General features: G+C 56.2%; 13 protein-coding genes. All 13 read right to left on the reverse strand.

Features of this window, described 5'->3' with window-relative positions; all coding sequences use genetic code 11:
• Positions 1 to 57: 57 nt before the first annotated feature.
• On the reverse strand, positions 58 to 1,878 hold the full coding sequence (locus D0544_RS09400; RefSeq protein ID WP_125015686.1) for a hypothetical protein: 1,821 nt from the start codon (positions 1,876 to 1,878) through the stop codon (positions 58 to 60).
• A gap of 69 nt (positions 1,879 to 1,947) precedes the next feature.
• The gene (locus D0544_RS09405) at positions 1,948 to 3,027 is read right to left on the reverse strand and encodes a peptidylprolyl isomerase (RefSeq protein WP_125015687.1); all 1,080 of its coding nucleotides are present in this window, start codon (positions 3,025 to 3,027) and stop codon (positions 1,948 to 1,950) included.
• 120 nt (positions 3,028 to 3,147) lie between these two features.
• Positions 3,148 to 4,002 (reverse strand): cytochrome c3 family protein, encoded by an 855-nt coding sequence (locus tag D0544_RS09410; protein ID WP_125015688.1) that lies wholly within the window; start codon positions 4,000 to 4,002, stop codon positions 3,148 to 3,150.
• A 425-nt stretch (positions 4,003 to 4,427) separates the two neighbouring features.
• The gene (locus D0544_RS09415) at positions 4,428 to 4,982 is read right to left on the reverse strand and encodes a hypothetical protein (protein ID WP_125015689.1); all 555 of its coding nucleotides are present in this window, start codon (positions 4,980 to 4,982) and stop codon (positions 4,428 to 4,430) included.
• Between the two features lie 104 nt (positions 4,983 to 5,086).
• Positions 5,087 to 6,328, reverse strand: a complete 1,242-nt coding sequence (locus D0544_RS09420; protein ID WP_125015690.1) for a ligand-binding sensor domain-containing protein — start codon at positions 6,326 to 6,328, stop codon at positions 5,087 to 5,089.
• Between the two features lie 65 nt (positions 6,329 to 6,393).
• On the reverse strand, positions 6,394 to 7,500 hold the full coding sequence (locus tag D0544_RS09425) for a ligand-binding sensor domain-containing protein (RefSeq protein ID WP_207905811.1): 1,107 nt from the start codon (positions 7,498 to 7,500) through the stop codon (positions 6,394 to 6,396).
• An 11-nt stretch (positions 7,501 to 7,511) separates the two neighbouring features.
• A complete protein-coding gene (locus tag D0544_RS09430; RefSeq protein WP_125015691.1) occupies positions 7,512 to 7,853 on the reverse strand; it encodes a c-type cytochrome in 342 nt (113 codons plus the stop codon).
• Positions 7,850 to 8,593 carry a tetratricopeptide repeat protein gene (locus D0544_RS09435; protein ID WP_125015692.1) on the reverse strand — a complete coding sequence of 248 codons (744 nt, stop codon included), beginning with the start codon at positions 8,591 to 8,593 and terminating at the stop codon, positions 7,850 to 7,852. The genes D0544_RS09430 and D0544_RS09435 overlap by 4 nt, the downstream gene beginning before the upstream one ends.
• Before the next feature lie 45 nt (positions 8,594 to 8,638).
• Positions 8,639 to 9,991 carry a sigma-54-dependent transcriptional regulator gene (locus D0544_RS09440; protein WP_125015693.1) on the reverse strand — a complete coding sequence of 451 codons (1,353 nt, stop codon included), beginning with the start codon at positions 9,989 to 9,991 and terminating at the stop codon, positions 8,639 to 8,641.
• A 22-nt stretch (positions 9,992 to 10,013) separates the two neighbouring features.
• Positions 10,014 to 12,233, reverse strand: a complete 2,220-nt coding sequence (locus tag D0544_RS09445) for a sensor histidine kinase (protein WP_125015694.1) — start codon at positions 12,231 to 12,233, stop codon at positions 10,014 to 10,016.
• Positions 12,230 to 13,735: a sensor histidine kinase gene (locus D0544_RS09450; protein WP_125015695.1), complete on the reverse strand. Its 1,506-nt coding sequence runs from the start codon at positions 13,733 to 13,735 to the stop codon at positions 12,230 to 12,232. The genes D0544_RS09445 and D0544_RS09450 overlap by 4 nt, the downstream gene beginning before the upstream one ends.
• Positions 13,732 to 14,274 (reverse strand): TlpA family protein disulfide reductase, encoded by a 543-nt coding sequence (locus tag D0544_RS09455; RefSeq protein ID WP_125015696.1) that lies wholly within the window; start codon positions 14,272 to 14,274, stop codon positions 13,732 to 13,734. The genes D0544_RS09450 and D0544_RS09455 overlap by 4 nt, the downstream gene beginning before the upstream one ends.
• Positions 14,271 to 15,290, reverse strand: a complete 1,020-nt coding sequence (locus D0544_RS09460; RefSeq protein ID WP_207905812.1) for a c-type cytochrome — start codon at positions 15,288 to 15,290, stop codon at positions 14,271 to 14,273. The genes D0544_RS09455 and D0544_RS09460 overlap by 4 nt, the downstream gene beginning before the upstream one ends.
• Positions 15,291 to 15,441 lie beyond the last annotated feature (151 nt).

The raw sequence follows: 15,441 nt of genomic DNA on the forward strand, positions 1-15,441 counted from the left end.
CTCGGAGGCTCAGTGACTCCCAAATTCGGGAAGCATCCCCAGAGAGTGGAATCGAGCTTAGAAGTCCCCAAAGTAGCGGCGGGCGCGAACATTGAACCTGTAGTCCTCCCCTCCATCGCGCTTAAAGGCGGTTAAATCGCTATTGAGCTCCAACCGCCCGACTCGATAGGTGAGCCGATTCTCCCAGCTGGCCTCGTACTCATCCTCGTCATCGAAAAGGTTTTGATCACGCCCGCCGGATCGAGTCTCATATTTTTTGTTGAGGCGCAACGAAGAGCGAAACGACAGACTTCGAACATTCAACAGGCGGTTATCCACATAAGAGACATAACCGCGGGCATAGCTACGGCTGATATTCTCTCCACTTTCACGCAACTCATCCAGATATTCCAGGGTCATATCCGCCTCCCAGTTCCGGTAACGGCTGAGAGTGGAGGTGCGATTTACCTGAAGGTAGTAGCGCTGCGCCTCTTTGATATCGGCCTCCAGCACATCGAAGGCGCGCTGATCCTCCACAGAGGTGCGCAAAAAGGAGGAGACCCCGGGCTCGACCCGGCGGAAGGTAAGACTCACGCGGTGTATCACCGACTTATCATCAGTACTGTCAGCTCTGCTGTCAAAGTTGGAGGCGAACTGCTGGTCGAACTGCATCCGCGTATCCTCAGCAAAACTGAAGTTAAACTCCCGGGTTAACGCATGACCCAGGCTGCCGGCAAGCTGCTGGGAGCTGCCATCCTCCTCTCTTGAGTTTCGCACCGATGCGCGGGCGAAGCGGTTATAGTCGTAGGTACGCCAGCGAATCGCGACCGGGCGGTAGGAGACCCCCAACCGTTCGTTGTGGGTGGCATAGGTTTGCTCATTATCCCGCCTGCCCCCGACACTCAGCTGGCCATCGAAACGCAGGGCGGTAGAGTAATCGTAACTGACCCCCGTCCCCAGATCGAGGGTATCGCGCTTCGCCCCCCCTCCATCCGAGGTATCTACTTCACGGGTTGCCAGGCGGCCAAACCCGCTGAGGCGCCAACGCTTATACTTCAGGGGACGCCACAACAGGCTGTTGTTCTGCTGCCAATCACGTTCGGTTCTTGTGCGGTTAGCGTATCGCTGCTCCTCATCAAAGAGGGAGAGAAAAGACTCATTGGAAAAACTGGCTTGCGGATTAAAGCGGTAACGGGAGAAAAAACGGCTGGTGTCGGTTTGCTCGATCAGGCCCCTCCTATCAGCCACCTTGAGGCGAGAGCTGTCCCGACGCGTAAAGTTGTAACTACTCTTCAGCGCATGGTGCTCAGACCAACTGTTGTCGGCAGACAGTGCCAGGCGATAGCGCTGCTCGATACCATCATTGCGACTATCGTTGGTCTCCGCATACAACTCCCCCTGGTAAATGTCATGACCCAGAGTTCGATATCGTTGCTCCAGACCAAGCGACAGCGTGGTAAGAGAGTCGTTTTCCCCAAAGGAACGGCGCCGCTCGCTGGATTTCAACCCAAGAGTGGCGGTAAAAGGAAATCGGCTGGTGGGGTAGAGGGAAAAAAGGGTCTCACCGCTGCCGGTCAGTGAGGCAGAGGAGTTTTTATAGTCCCCCTGAGACTCAAGCAGACTGAGGGTAAAGTCACCGTTCATTAGCAACCTTGAATACCAGGGCCTCCACACATAGCCAGCGCTCTGGGCGACTGCCCGCAGATTCAGTTCCTCTTCCGTCCCGCTGTTGGTACGAGTCCCCGCTGAGTCGGAACGGCTGCGCTCCTCCCGATGACTGAGCCCCAGAGAGCCACCGAAACGAACCCCCGGATTGGACATATAAACGGCAGAGTGGGCCTCAAGGGAGACCCCGAGAAGCAAAAGACAGGGCAATATGGTGGCGACACACCGCTTCAAGCAACGCCTTCCCCTACCGGTCGATTCCATATAATGCTCAAGAGCCTCAACTGCAGGCCTGAAAAGGCCTTAGGAGCCGGGCTCACCCCTGGTGGGCTCCGGCGGCTCCTCTGCACCAGCAGCAACACCTGCAGGCTGCCGATACTCTTCACTCAGTGAAATATCACTCTGGCTGCGCAACCGCTTTATCAGCTCCATCCAACGTTGTTCTCCCTGCTCCCTTTTCGCCAGAGCCTCCGCACGATCATAAACGTCGGCAAGCGCATTCAACTTCTGGGGATTCCGCTCATCGAGACGGATGATCAGCCACCCCTCCAGCAACCGGATCGGCTTAAGCAGGTCACCGACCTCAGCCCCATCCAGTGCCTCTTCTACCGTTTCACCCAACATACCCTGGTGAATAAAACCCATATCCCCACCCCGCTCGGCTGAGGGGTCGCCGGAATACTCCAGCGCCAAACTGGCGAAATCCCCCCCTTCCTCAAGGGCCATGTAAAGGGTTTGGGCAAGCTCACCCACCTCCTGCCAACGGGCAGAGGGGGCTGACGGGGCAACCGCTAGCAGAATCACCGATACCCGCTGCTGAACCGGCGAGGTAAACTTGTCCGGATGCCTGAGGTAATAGGCCTTTACCTCCTCCGGGGTAACAGAAGCCGCTTCCTTTACTTGGGATTCAAGCTGTTTCACCAGCTGAATGCGCTCCTGCCGGCATTGGTGAAAGGCCAAAATGTTAGCGCGCTGCGCCTCCCAAGCAGGGTTATCTCCATATTGCCCATCGAGGTTAGCCAGATTCGCCTGGATGGAAGGATCATCCACAGTCAGGCCTCGCTTTAGCGCTTCCTTTGCGAGCAGTCTTGAGTCTACCAACAGATCAAGCACCTCTCGCCTGAAGCCGCCCTCATCCCCCTCTGGCACGGAGAAGTGATAATAGCGCTCCCTGGCGGTCAAACTTTCCGAGGCACGCAGCTCGATATCGCCGATCTCCATCCCGTTCACCGTCGCAGCGACTTTGACACCCTCGGGCGCATTATCCCCGTTCTGCTGCACGCACTGCTGCCCCCAAGCTGGAGCAGCCCCCAAACAGCAGAGAGCGCAAACTCGCCAGGCGGCCCTTTTTTTTGTCACCCAGAACCTTAAACCTCTCAACACCGGATACCCCCCTTACACCTTAAAAGGAGCAGCATACTCCCGAAGCAAACGCAAGAAAACCAACACCGTTAAAGCAAGCAAACCGGCCATTAGCCGGTTTGCTTGCTTCGTCAGAAGCGACTACTTATCGTGGCAACTCAGACACACATTACTTCCGGTATTCTCAATACGAAGGAAGGTTGTGTTGCTAGTGTGCGGATCGTGACAGCTGGCACACTCAACGAATGGCTGGGCATTACTGTCTCCAGACAGATCGGTACGAGTGTAGAGCTGAATATCCTCCTTGTTCCGAGCATTGTCCGTGCCAGCACCCTGTGCGTTATCCACCCACCAAACAGGATTACTGTTGGCGATAGCCATACGGGGCAGATTGAAACCGGACGTACTCAGCATAGTGTTAGAACAAAGCGCACCGTCACCGCCGGTACAAGAAGTCGTGAGAAATCCTCCACCAGCGTACTGGATACTGATCGGGTGGTCATCTCGCAGATCGGTACCGATTTTGGTGATCCCATCGAGCAGGAGTCCATTCGCGCTCCCCACAGTGGTACCATCCCAGGTTCCGGCCATTGGAGAGCCAGTTGCGTTATAACCACCAGAGCCTGGAGCGTTAATCACAGAATTCATTGCCTGGGTACCGTCGTGGCAGGAGAGACAGGCCAGGGAGACGGAACCAATGGCAGCTTCCTTGCCCTGCAAAGAGCTAGTCTGAAGGGTTGCGTAGGTTGTGTAGGTAGGTGAACTGTTGATATTGCGGTTCCACAGCGGCACGGGAGCCGAGGTATCGGAGCCGTGCGGGGTGTGACAGAACACGCAGATCTCTGCAGTACCATCAAACAGGTTATTACCAACAACACCACCACTACCTAAGTTATGCTTGGTCCCGGAGATTCCGGCAAAGGTTGCTGCACTGGCAACCAGCAGGGCGCCACCGAGAGCGGCCAACCCTATATTTTTGGTCATTGACTTGAACATGACTTTCGTCCTCATTCTAATTCTTTCACGGCGTATCGATTTTGCTAACTACGCGAGATTTCTCTCGACTTCACCCCTAACAAAGCGAATGTTGTGCCAACTTCGCAACCTGCTACCACCAAAAAACAAATTAGCCCATCAAAAAAAATAATCTTTTTAAATATCAATAGTTTAAAAATAACAAAAAACACCTACGTGATTTTTTTGCCAATTCACCCTCCCCCCTTTCGGGACAAGAAACGTCCGGGAAGTCTATTTACTGGAAAAAAGGACCGGATTGGGAATCTATTTTCTGTTTTTTGGGAAAACCCATTCCTAGGATAACGACCACTTCTTCCCAGCAGTGGGAAACCGAACAGGGCGGCAAAGCGGTAAAAGGGTGCGCGGGCGTTTGTACCAGCAGAGGAGAGAAAAAACGAGGCGGTTTAAACCTTGATGGGGTCAATCTGGCTAACGAATTGGTCAATGACGGGTTGCAACAGATCTTCACCCCCGGACTGACGCAGCTGTTTCTGCAGCTCACTGACATCATCCATCAGCGCATCCTGATGACGTTGCAGCCGCTCAATGGTCTCCATCAGGGCATCGCTCTCATTCTGCAGGGCGTCCCCCCGTCGAATGCTCAGGATAGGCTCATTACTGTGCCGATACTTTATCTCCAGGTTGCGGGCAAAACGATAAAGGGGACCGGCCACCCGAAAGCTGGAGTAGAGCCCGATCAGCCAGGTCGTCACTCCGGCTCCCAACACCAGGATCAGTGCGGTCAGCGACATCAGCCAGGGCAGGTTTCGTTGAGCCTCCAGCAGCTCAACCCCCAGGGCTTGATAGCCCTGGGGAAGATTGTAAAGCATCCATAGCAGCAACAGGGCAATTCCCAGCAATGCAAAACCACTGGTGAGCAGGCAGATCTTACCCACCTGCTTATGCATCGACAGCATTTTGGAATCACCGGAACTGAGCTGCTCTGTCTGCTGAACCATAAAGAAGGTATTTCCTGTCGGCTACCCACCCCCACCGTTAGGGCGGAGGGGGGTCCCTACATTAATAGCACAGACGGAAATAACGCACACGGGTAACCTGCCGCTTAATCGAGCGAAGTGATGCGCGCCACCCCACCGAAACTACCGATCCAATACACCCCCTCACTCTCCTCACTCATTGAAAAGACCGCATCGGAGTAGAGGCCATCGGCTCGGGTAAAGACCCTGAAGCTGCCATCGGCCTCTCGCCGCGCAAGCCCCTTGCTGGTCCCCACCCACAGACGCTTCTTGCTGTCTATATAAAGAGCGAAGATGTGGTTGTTGGGCAGGCCATCGTCCATCGTCAGGGTGGTCCAGCGCTCGCCATCAAAGCGGCTCAGCCCCGCCCCCCAGGTTCCCGCCCATACCACGCCCTCATCATCCACCACCAGCGAGATAATATAGTTAGGGTTATAGGCCGTACTCACACCCTCCAGGCCCATCTCGATCTTCTGCCGGGCGTGATGCTCCGAAAACTGGGCAGGGTCGGTTCTAACCGGGTTCTGCTTCTCCATCAGCTCGTAGGGGGCACCCAGGCCATCGGCGTGGCGCCAGTTCTTCCACTGCCCATCGCGGTACAACGCCAGCCCACCTTCGGTCGCCATCCACAGATCGCCATTGAGTCCTTCGGCCAACCCGTACACCCAGTCGTTGGGGACCCCACCATCGGTATTTTCAACCGTATACACTTCCCAGGCGGCAGGGTCATCCAGCTTCCCACCCTTGATGCGGTTGGCACCGGTCCAGGTGGCGATCCAGATATCACCGTTAGTCATCTGCAAGGTACCGTAAACAAAGGCATCACCCAACCCCTCCGGTACGTTGTAGATTTTCCAACGCCCCTTCTCCTCGTCTTCGAGAATCGACAAGCCACCGCCGTAGGTGCCCACGGCGATTTTCCCATTCACCTCGGCAATATTGAACACCCCGTTGGCCAGGAGCCCGTTCTGGGTGTTGTAGTGCTGATAATCGTTTTTACCCAGGTCGTAGCGCAGCGCTCCTCCCGATGACCCGATCCAGACCGACTCCCCGACTGGTAGAATCGATTTCACGTTGCGGTTCCCCATCTCAAACTGGGTGAACTTACCCTGTGGAATGGTCGGGTGGTCCACAGGGGTGGTGCTGGCAATGCCTAGCCCCTGCTCAATAGGCATATGCCCGGGGGGAAGGGTCGCCCCGGCCGGCAGTTTTGCGGCACTGACCGGGGTGTGCTCGGTCGACTCCTGCGGGCGATTGTTATTCACCAGTACCATGGCCACCAAACCCGCCATTCCCAGGGCAACCCCGGCCTTAATTTTCCAGCTCACATCTCAACTCCTGCATCTAGCGCCGACACCCCGTGCCGACAACATCTTAGGGTAGCCAACCGGGCTCAGGGCGCTTCTTTCGCTGTCTGCCCTATACGGACCACAGAACCCCGGGTCCCTGCCCAGATATCGCCTGACGGTGATTCTGCAAGGGCATACACATTGATATTGACCAGTCCCTGATGACGGCCAAAATTTTGCCAGTTTTTACCATCGAAGCGGGAGATCCCGCGATTGGTGCCAAACCAGAAGGCACCATCCTTTGCCTGGATAAGGCTGTAGACGATGTTACCCATCAGCCCATCATCGACGGTGTAGTTACTCCAACGTCCATCCACAAAGCGGCTGACACCACCGCCCCAGGTACCCACCCAGACGCTCTGGTCTTCGGCCACCTGGAGTGCAAACACATAGTTGGGGTTATAGGTTTCCTTACCCGCTGCCATTACCCCCAGGTCATGACGCTCACGGGTACCCAGCCCCGTGTTGGTGCTGAAGGGCAACGCATCCTTATTCTCCGCCCCCAGGCCATCCTGATGGGTCCAGGAGACCCACTCACCGGAAACCTGGTCAAAGCGGGAAACTCCACCCTCAGTGCCAAACCACACACGGCCCTGGCTATCGACATCGAGGCCGTAAACCCACTCATTGACCAGCTCCTTGACGTAGGTATCCATCTTCAGCGTATTGCGGTCGAGGCGGTTCACCCCGGCCCAGGTGCCGATCCACAGGCCACCGTCGGGATGATTGGCAAAGGAGTAGATCCAGTAGTCTGCCAGTCCGTGCATGGGGAAGAAGGTACGCCAGGGCTCCTCCTCCTTGTAGCGGCTCATCCCCCCCGCATTGGTGCCAAACCACTTGTAACCATCGGGATCGATGCCGATGGCAAAGACATATTCATTAGCCAGGCCATCTTTACGGGTGAAGGAGTTGGTCAGGCTGAAATCAGTGAGGGATATCTGGTTAACCCCCACGGAGGTTCCCACCCAGAGACTGGAGCTCTCCTCCTCTACCGCCAGGGAACGCACAAAGACGTTTTCACCCACGTTAAAGGTCTCCTGCACTGCGTAACTGGCCGCCGCGGCCTTAACACGCCCGGCATCATCCTCGCTCCTGTCCTCAGAGCAGCCACTCACCAGCAGTGCTATTACAACGGCCATCAGGCCCGACATAGCCCTATCCATCAATACAGTGTCCTTAAATGTGCAATTACATCCTGAATCTGCTCTTCGTCCAGAATGCCGAAGAAGGAGGGGCAGCCCCCCTTACCGTTCTCAATGCGCCTGAAAAGCTGTTCATCGCTAACTCGCAGCCCGTCACCTAAAGAGAGATCGATGCCTCCGGCCATATCCCCCCTCCCTTGGTTTCCATGGCAACGAGAGCACTCCATCAGATAGATTTCACTTCCTGAAAACACATCCGCCGCATAAAGTGACTGGGGCATACAGGACCAAATCAACACCGCCGTGGCTCCAGCAAGCCCCCTGATACGAGCATAAATACCCAACCGACCCGAAAACATCATAGACTCTCCTTAATGGACTCCCACCGCTCTACCTCTTCCTGGCTGGGCAACTGACCAAGCAAGCCTTCGGTATATACAGCAATGAGGTAACGTATCGATTCAAGGTCCCCCTGTGAGGCTGCCCTTCGATACAGCTCCAGTGCTTGTTGATTATCAATATCCAGCCCAAGCTCACCATTTCGATAGGCCTCGGCAAGAATCCGAGTGTAGTAAGAACTTCCCTGTTCTATGGCCCTATTTAACCAAAACAGGGCTTTCTCATTATCCTGATCATACCCCATGGAGCCATTATGGTAGGCCTCATAAAGAGATCCTATCGCTTGAAAATTACCTAGTTCAGCCGATTTATTCAGCCACTCATCGGCCCTGCCGAAGCTCTTTTCCACCCCTTCGCCACTCATGTACTGCATCGCCAGCCTCAACATGGCCAGAGCGTCACCTTGCTGGGCAGCTCGCTCGTACCAGCGAAACGACTCCTCAAAGTACCCCCCCTTGTGCAGCAGGTAGGCGTAGCCCACCTGCCCCCCCGGATGCCCCATTTTAGCAGCCCGTTGAAAGAGTCCAATGGACTCGGTCATTCGCCCGTTTCGGTCAGCCTCCATAGCTTGTAGATAGATCGCTTCCGCTGTGGGGTCTGGCTCCACAGCAGCTGTACCTGGAATCGGTTCAGGTTGCGCAAAACAAGCGGCACTTGATAGTAGTAGAACCAAAGCGGCACCACCCACACGACTTGGCTTCATTACTTTCTCCTTCCTCCACACAAACAAGGGAACTTCTCATTATGCTTACTCATCAGCCCCCTCCAGCTTACGATAAAGGCTGGACAACCCCAGACCCAGCTTTTTTGCCGCTATCCGCCTATCGCCACCGGCCTCATCGATCGCCTGCTTGATCACCCGAATCTCAAACTGGCGCACCTGGTCACGCAGCAGCATCTCCCCATTGATCGGGGCCGTGCCGCCACTTTTTATCACCTGGGTCGGCAGGTCTGTCACCCGGATGAGGTTATCCTCGGCCAGGATGAGGGAGCGGGCAATGATGTTTTCGAGCTCCCTGACATTTCCCTGGTAGCTGTAATGTTTGAGCAACTCCAGCGCCTCGGGTTCAATATCGATCTGCTCACCGAGCCCCAGCTTCTTGGACTCACGCTTTATAAAGAACTCGGTCAGGATGGGGATATCGGCCAGCCGCTCCCGAAGGGGAGGAATCTCGATATTGAAGATATTGAGACGAAAATAGAGGTCTTCGCGGAAGGTGCCCTCGGCGACCATCTTTTCAAGGTCACGGTTGGTCGCCGCGATGATTCGTACATCCACCTGTCGCGCCTGCTCGCTACCCACCGGGCGAACGCTGTTGTCCTCAATCACATGCAGCAGCTTAACCTGCAGGTTGAGGGGTAACTCACCGATCTCATCGAGAAAAATAGTGCCCTGGTCCGCTTCTACAAAAAGCCCTTTCTTGGCCTTGTGCGCTCCGGTAAAGGCCCCTTTGGCGTGACCAAAGAACTCACTTTCAAGCAGGTTTTCAGGGATAGCACCACAGTTGACCGGAATAAAGGGGGCGTTGGCACGCAGACTGTTCTCATGGATGCTGCGGGCGGTCACCCCCTTACCGGTCCCACTCTCGCCGGTAATAATGACGGTGCTGTCGGTCACCGCCACCTTTTTAACCAGGCGATCGGTCCGGGCCATGGCCTCAGACACCATACGGCACTGATTTTCATTGGTCGCCATGACCAGGTTACGCAACACCTTGTTTTCACTGCGCAACTCCAGGATATCCGCTATCTGCGACAGGCGGTTGATGACATCCTCGTTGCGCACCGGTTTGACCATATAGTCATAGGCGCCTGCCCGCATCGCCTCAATCGCGGTATTGACGGAAGCGAAAGCGGTCATCATCAGAAAACAGGTTTCAATCCCCTTCTCCCGTGCGCGGTCAACCACCTCGATACCGGTAATATCCGGCATGCGAATGTCCGATACCGCAACATCAAACTCCCCGGAAGAGAGCTTCTCCAGCGCTTCGGTACCACTACCTGCGGTATCGACGACGTGCCCGGCTTTCTCGATCGCTTTTGCCAAAATATGGCGAAGAGCCAGCTCATCATCGATCACCAGCACATTCAGTGTTTTCATCTAATCGGCTCCTTGGCCAGACTCAATCAAGTGACGCCAATGGCAGATAAACCCGTACCCGGGTTCCTTCACCCAGACCGGATTCTACCTCCATCCTTCCGCCATGGTCGTTGATGATACCCTCACACAGGGGCATTCCCAAGCCGGTACCCTGACCTTCTGCCTTGGTGGTATAAAAGGGCTCGAATATCTGCTGCAGGGTTTCAGCCGACATCCCACTGCCGTTATCGCTGATTTCGAGGACCGCCATCCCCTCTTCGCTCAAGCTGCGGATGGTCACCCTGGAGTCACGATCCGGCTCCGAGCCGCAGGCATCGGCGGCATTAACCAGCAGATTCATAATAACCTGCACCAACTGGTCCGCTATTGCATTGACCGGTGGCAGCGATGGGTCTAACTGTTCATCCAGCTGAATTTCTCGCCAGCGCTTATCAAAGCGAATCAGTCGCGTGGTGGTTTGAACGATTCCATTCAAGTCGGACAGCTCAAAACTGTAGCTGGCAGGGCGCAGGAAGCTCGACACCTCGCGGCTGATCCCTTTTACACGATCAACATGATCGATAATCAGCTGGATTCTGGCACGCCCGTCGGCGTTGAGCAGGGGATGTTCGCTCTCCTCATCGTCAGCCATCAACTCAAGCAGCAACCCCTGAATAGCCGCCATGGGGTTGGCCACCTCATGCAAAATCCCCCCGACCAGCAAGCCGACCTCGGCCATTTTTTCGCGGTGGCAGTATTTGAGGTGCAGGCTTTCAACCTCCTTCTCCGCTTTTTTGCGCTCAGTGATATCGCGAAACATAAGCAGGAAGAACTCTTTCTGCCCCTGGGTAAAGGGGCGAACACTGACCTCCATCGGGATCTCGTCGGCGTAACGATTGCGGCAGATCAGCTCCCGCCCATCGGGGTAGTGCTCCATCAGGCGCTCCATCCATTGCAGAGGACTGCCCGCCTCCTCATCAATGGTTCTCCCGAGCAGCTTGGAAACGGGGTGCCCCATGAGCTCATCGGGAGCGTAGCAAAACATCTCCTCGAGTGAGTCATTACTTACCTGCATACTCCCGTAGGCATCGACAGCGACAACGCCATCGCTCATCGCATCCATCATGGTCTGCAGGTAAACGCGCTGGGACTCCATTTCGCCCACCATCAGGCGACGTTGCAAGGCCGAGCGCTTGACCTGATAGAGCATTGGCAACAGGATCAGCAACAGCAGCGGAACAATGATCGCCATTTTAATGGCGTACTGCCTGACACCGAACTGAAGCTGCTCGCTGGGAACAAAGGAAAGCAGTTTCCAGACCATACGCGAGCTGTAGCCGCTGTCTTTTGCGAGGTCCTCCGGGTAGTCGGGGAGGTAGCTGTCCACCTGCTGCAACGGGCGGTAGGTGATAAAGTTCAACAACCCCTGACTGAGCGGCACCGTGCCCGACTCGGAAAGCTCGATCTGCTCCCACAGAGAAGGAAACTGTTTCGCAAGGCTATAGCCTCCACTCTGGAGGCGGGGGTAACCATCGGGCAGGCTGTTGAAGGTTACGCCGTTACTGTTCACCAGATAGAGGTACCCTCCCTGCGGAGAGCGTTTGAGGGGCTGGTCCACGCCCGCTTCCGCCGAGGTGAGCAGTTCGTCGGCCAGGTAGTTAATGACCAAAATACCGGTGCGCTCGCCATCTGGCGAGGTCAACGGGGTAGACAGGCGCAGAATGGGCCGCCCCGAGGCCGAGCTGGTTGAACTCTCCTGCTCGACAGAAAGGGGGGAAATGAACACCTCACCCTCCCCCAACACCAGCGCACTGCTGAAATAATCGCGTCGTGACTGGTCCTGCAGCTTGTCGCCACTCACCGCGACGGGAAAGCCATTGAGGCAGTCCACTCGAACCCGTTCCTGGCCCCGGTTATCAAGAATACGTAGCTGGTCGAACTGCTGTCGAATACGGCAGAGGGTCTCCATCTCAAACAGCATCATGGTTCGATAGTGGGGATCATCCCAGCTATCAAAACCGTGTTGGTACTGGTGCTCCTGCAACCCGGTCATATCCTCGGTAATTGAGGTCAGGGTTCGCGCGATGGAGTGACGCTGCAAGGCAAGAGAGGTGAGCTCCACCTGACTGAAATGCTCACGGCGCATTTGCACATCGAAATGGAAGAAGACCACCGCAAACAGCACCAACAACAGCAAGGCAACCACTACCGAGCCCAGCATCGAGCGCAAGACCACCACAAAGGAGACGTCCCCCCCCCTCATTCGGCTGACACCCCTGCCGGTCGTTCATCCGCTCGCTGCAGGGGCAACCTGATCAGGATCCGGGTGCCCAGCCCCTTACCCGACTCTATAGAGATGGACCCGTGGTGGGCGTCTATCAGGGCTTTACACAGAGGCAAGCCGAGCCCCCGCCCCTCGCCTTCCCCCTTGGTGCTGTAACTGGTATCAAACACACGCTCAATTCGGTCCAGCGTTATACCACAACCATTATCCTCAACTTCGAACTGAACAGACTCCCCATCAGATTGCAGGGTGCGCACCTCTACCCGAGGGTCGGGAATTCCCTCGAGTGCATCGAAGGCGTTACTCAGGAGGTTGATCACTACCTGCTCTAGCTGTTCACTGCGCCCCGGGATCGGAGGAATGGTGGCATCCAGCTCATAACTCACATCGATACCCTGCCAGCGCTCGTCGTAGCGCAGCAATCCTGCGCTATGCTGGATCACCTGATTGAGGTCAACCATATGGTAGCTGCTGTGCATGGGTTGACCGATGCGGGTCAGGTCTTCCACCAGGCCAACCATGCGACTCGCGTACTGGTTAATCTGGTCAAGGTAAAGCTGGCGCTCCTCCTCACTCTCCTCCTCGACCAGGGCCTGAGCCAAACCGGATACCGCAGCCACCGGATTACCCAGCTCATGCACCAATCCGGCGATCAGCTGCTGCATATCACCCCGCTTTTCACGATTGAAGCGGTTACGGCGTTCCAGCTCCAGCTCCTGCTCGCGCTGCCTCAACTGGCCAGCCATCTTGTTGACACCCTCGACCAGCGCCCCCAGCTCATCCTGGCGGCGTATCGCCAGGGGCTCACCCCGGTAACCACGGGTGATCTGCTGAACCCGACGCTTGAGCAGGCCGATATCCCGCGCCATACGCCCAAAGAACAGCGATATGATTAATCCCGCACCCAACAATCCCAACAACCCCAGGCCCAGCGCCTCCCAGGCCACCCTGTTACTGTGCTGCTGAAACGAGCGCACCACCTCCACCCGCATCTGGCGATTGGCCTGCAGCAGGGTTTCGAGCTCCTGTTTGTTGGAAGCCAGCCGATCTTTCAAGGTCAGCAGGCGAGCGGCATCGGGCGAGACCACCGCATCGGCCAACAACTGCACCACCCCTTTAAAGCTCTCGGCCCGATCCGGAAAAAACATCTCCAGCTGCTGATACTTTTCCCTGAGGGCAACAAAGTGCTGATGCACATTATTCAAGACCTGCTGACGGCCAGGGTTTCCGACCATCAGGAAGAGATCCGTATAGGCCTCGAACACCACCAGATCGGCTTCGATCAGTATGGTTTCGGTCTGCTGTAACTCGGAGTAATGGGCGAACTGGTTGAACAGTACGTTCTTCTGCTCGAGGACGTACTGCGCCACTATGCCAACATAGACCATCAGGAAACAGACAAACAGCCACCCTTTTCCCTTGAGGGTCCGCAAGCCGTTAAGCAGCCTGAGTAACCCCGGCTGTTCAGTTTCTTGGGTCATTGCCACACTCCGCCATTGAGTTCATTGATGTAGTCTATCATCTCCTCCGAGTCCCAGTGGCGTTCGCCCACTACCCGGTCCAGCCATATCCCCTCGGCGCTGACTAAAAGCGTGGTGGGATAGAGCTCGATGCCCAGTTGCTCCGCCAGTCGACTGTCGGGATCCCAGTAAGGGGCAAAATCGAGTTCATAACGCCGATTAAACTCATCGATGAGGTTAACATCCTGGTCAACAGAGATCGCAATCACCCTCAGCCGACCCTCCATCCTGTTCTTGAGGCGTTGCAATGCCGGCATCTCTTCCCGGCAGGGCTCGCACCAGCTGGCCCAAAAATTGATCAGTAGCGGTTTACCATACAGCTCTGCCAGCTCTTCGCGCGTATCATCGATACGCACCAGCTCGACGTTGGGCAGAGGGCGGCGGCTAGCCTCGAGTTTCTCCCTGGAGTGCCAATAGGACAGGGCAACCACTGTAACCACCCCCAGCATAAAGGCACCCATCACCCGGCGTGCTTTGGCGGCAGAGGACAGTGTTTTCACTTAGCCTCCTCCGACTGACCAGTGTGAAAAGCCCGGTAGATATAGTGCACGATGGCGTCGATCTGTTCACCCGTCAGTACCGAGCGCCAGGCCGGCATAGAGGTGCCTTCGACACCCGAGGCGATCACCTGGGCCAGCCGTTCCGGGCCCAGCGCATTGATAAAGTCGGGGTCAGTCAGATCGCGGGGTGCCGACTCAAGAAAGGCGCCAATCCAGTTTTTGCCGCTGCCATCGGCCGCATGACAAAACGCGCAGTTTTGCTGGAACAGCCTCTCCCCCTCCGCCTCTTTTGGGGTCGGGTTCAGCAGGGGGGCCATACGATCATGCTGCGCATAGACACTGGCCGAGGTGAGAGCGTCCGGGGCCGGCGGCTGGGTGAAAGAGAAGTTGTTACGCGGATAGGAGATACTTCGGGGGCGCCATATAACCCCCTCGTCCACCACCCGGGCACGGTCGTGGCAACTGACACAGCTGTTCATAAAGAGTCGGTAGCCGGCCCGCTCAGGGTCACTCATCTGTTCCGGTGGCATATCCAGCGCCAGCGTCCCTTCGGCAAAGGGGAAAGCCAGCTCATACCGATCATGTTCTGGCCAGCCGTTGGCCTCTGTGTGATAACGGGTATTGACCCGTTTGGCCTCAACAAACTCCCGGCGGATAAAATCCACCACGAGCTCAATCTGGCGGGCATCGAGATAATGGGTAAAACTGACCATAGCCGTACCCGGGACACCCTGGGTGACCGTGCTGATCATCTGCTCGCGAGTCCGGTCCCCGGGATCGAGGGAGGTGAAATCCCTCGGGGGGGGGCTCATAAAGGTCGCTGCCAACGTTTTGGCATCGCCCGAGTAGCCGTGACAATAGTAACACCGGTAGTTGTATAGCTCCCTACCCTGCTCGTGAGCCTCATCCTCGGCAGACTGGGCACTGGCGCCCCCTACGCTCGCCGCCCAGCTCGCCACGGCAACCAGCATCGCCAAGCGTCGATGCCACCGAGCGACGTCTTTAAACCTAAACATCCATACCACCAGAGATCTGATCAACTCACTAAGCCCCGATAAATGCCTGCTGAGGATACACCGATTTTATGACTGGAGTCATGAGCAAATAGAGGCCAGTTTTGCTAGGATGCAGGTCAGTTTTTGGCTTCCTTGAGCCAAAACACCCGAG

Source organism: Aestuariirhabdus litorea (assembly GCF_003864255.1).
In the GTDB taxonomy this organism is placed as follows: domain Bacteria; phylum Pseudomonadota; class Gammaproteobacteria; order Pseudomonadales; family Aestuariirhabdaceae; genus Aestuariirhabdus; species Aestuariirhabdus litorea.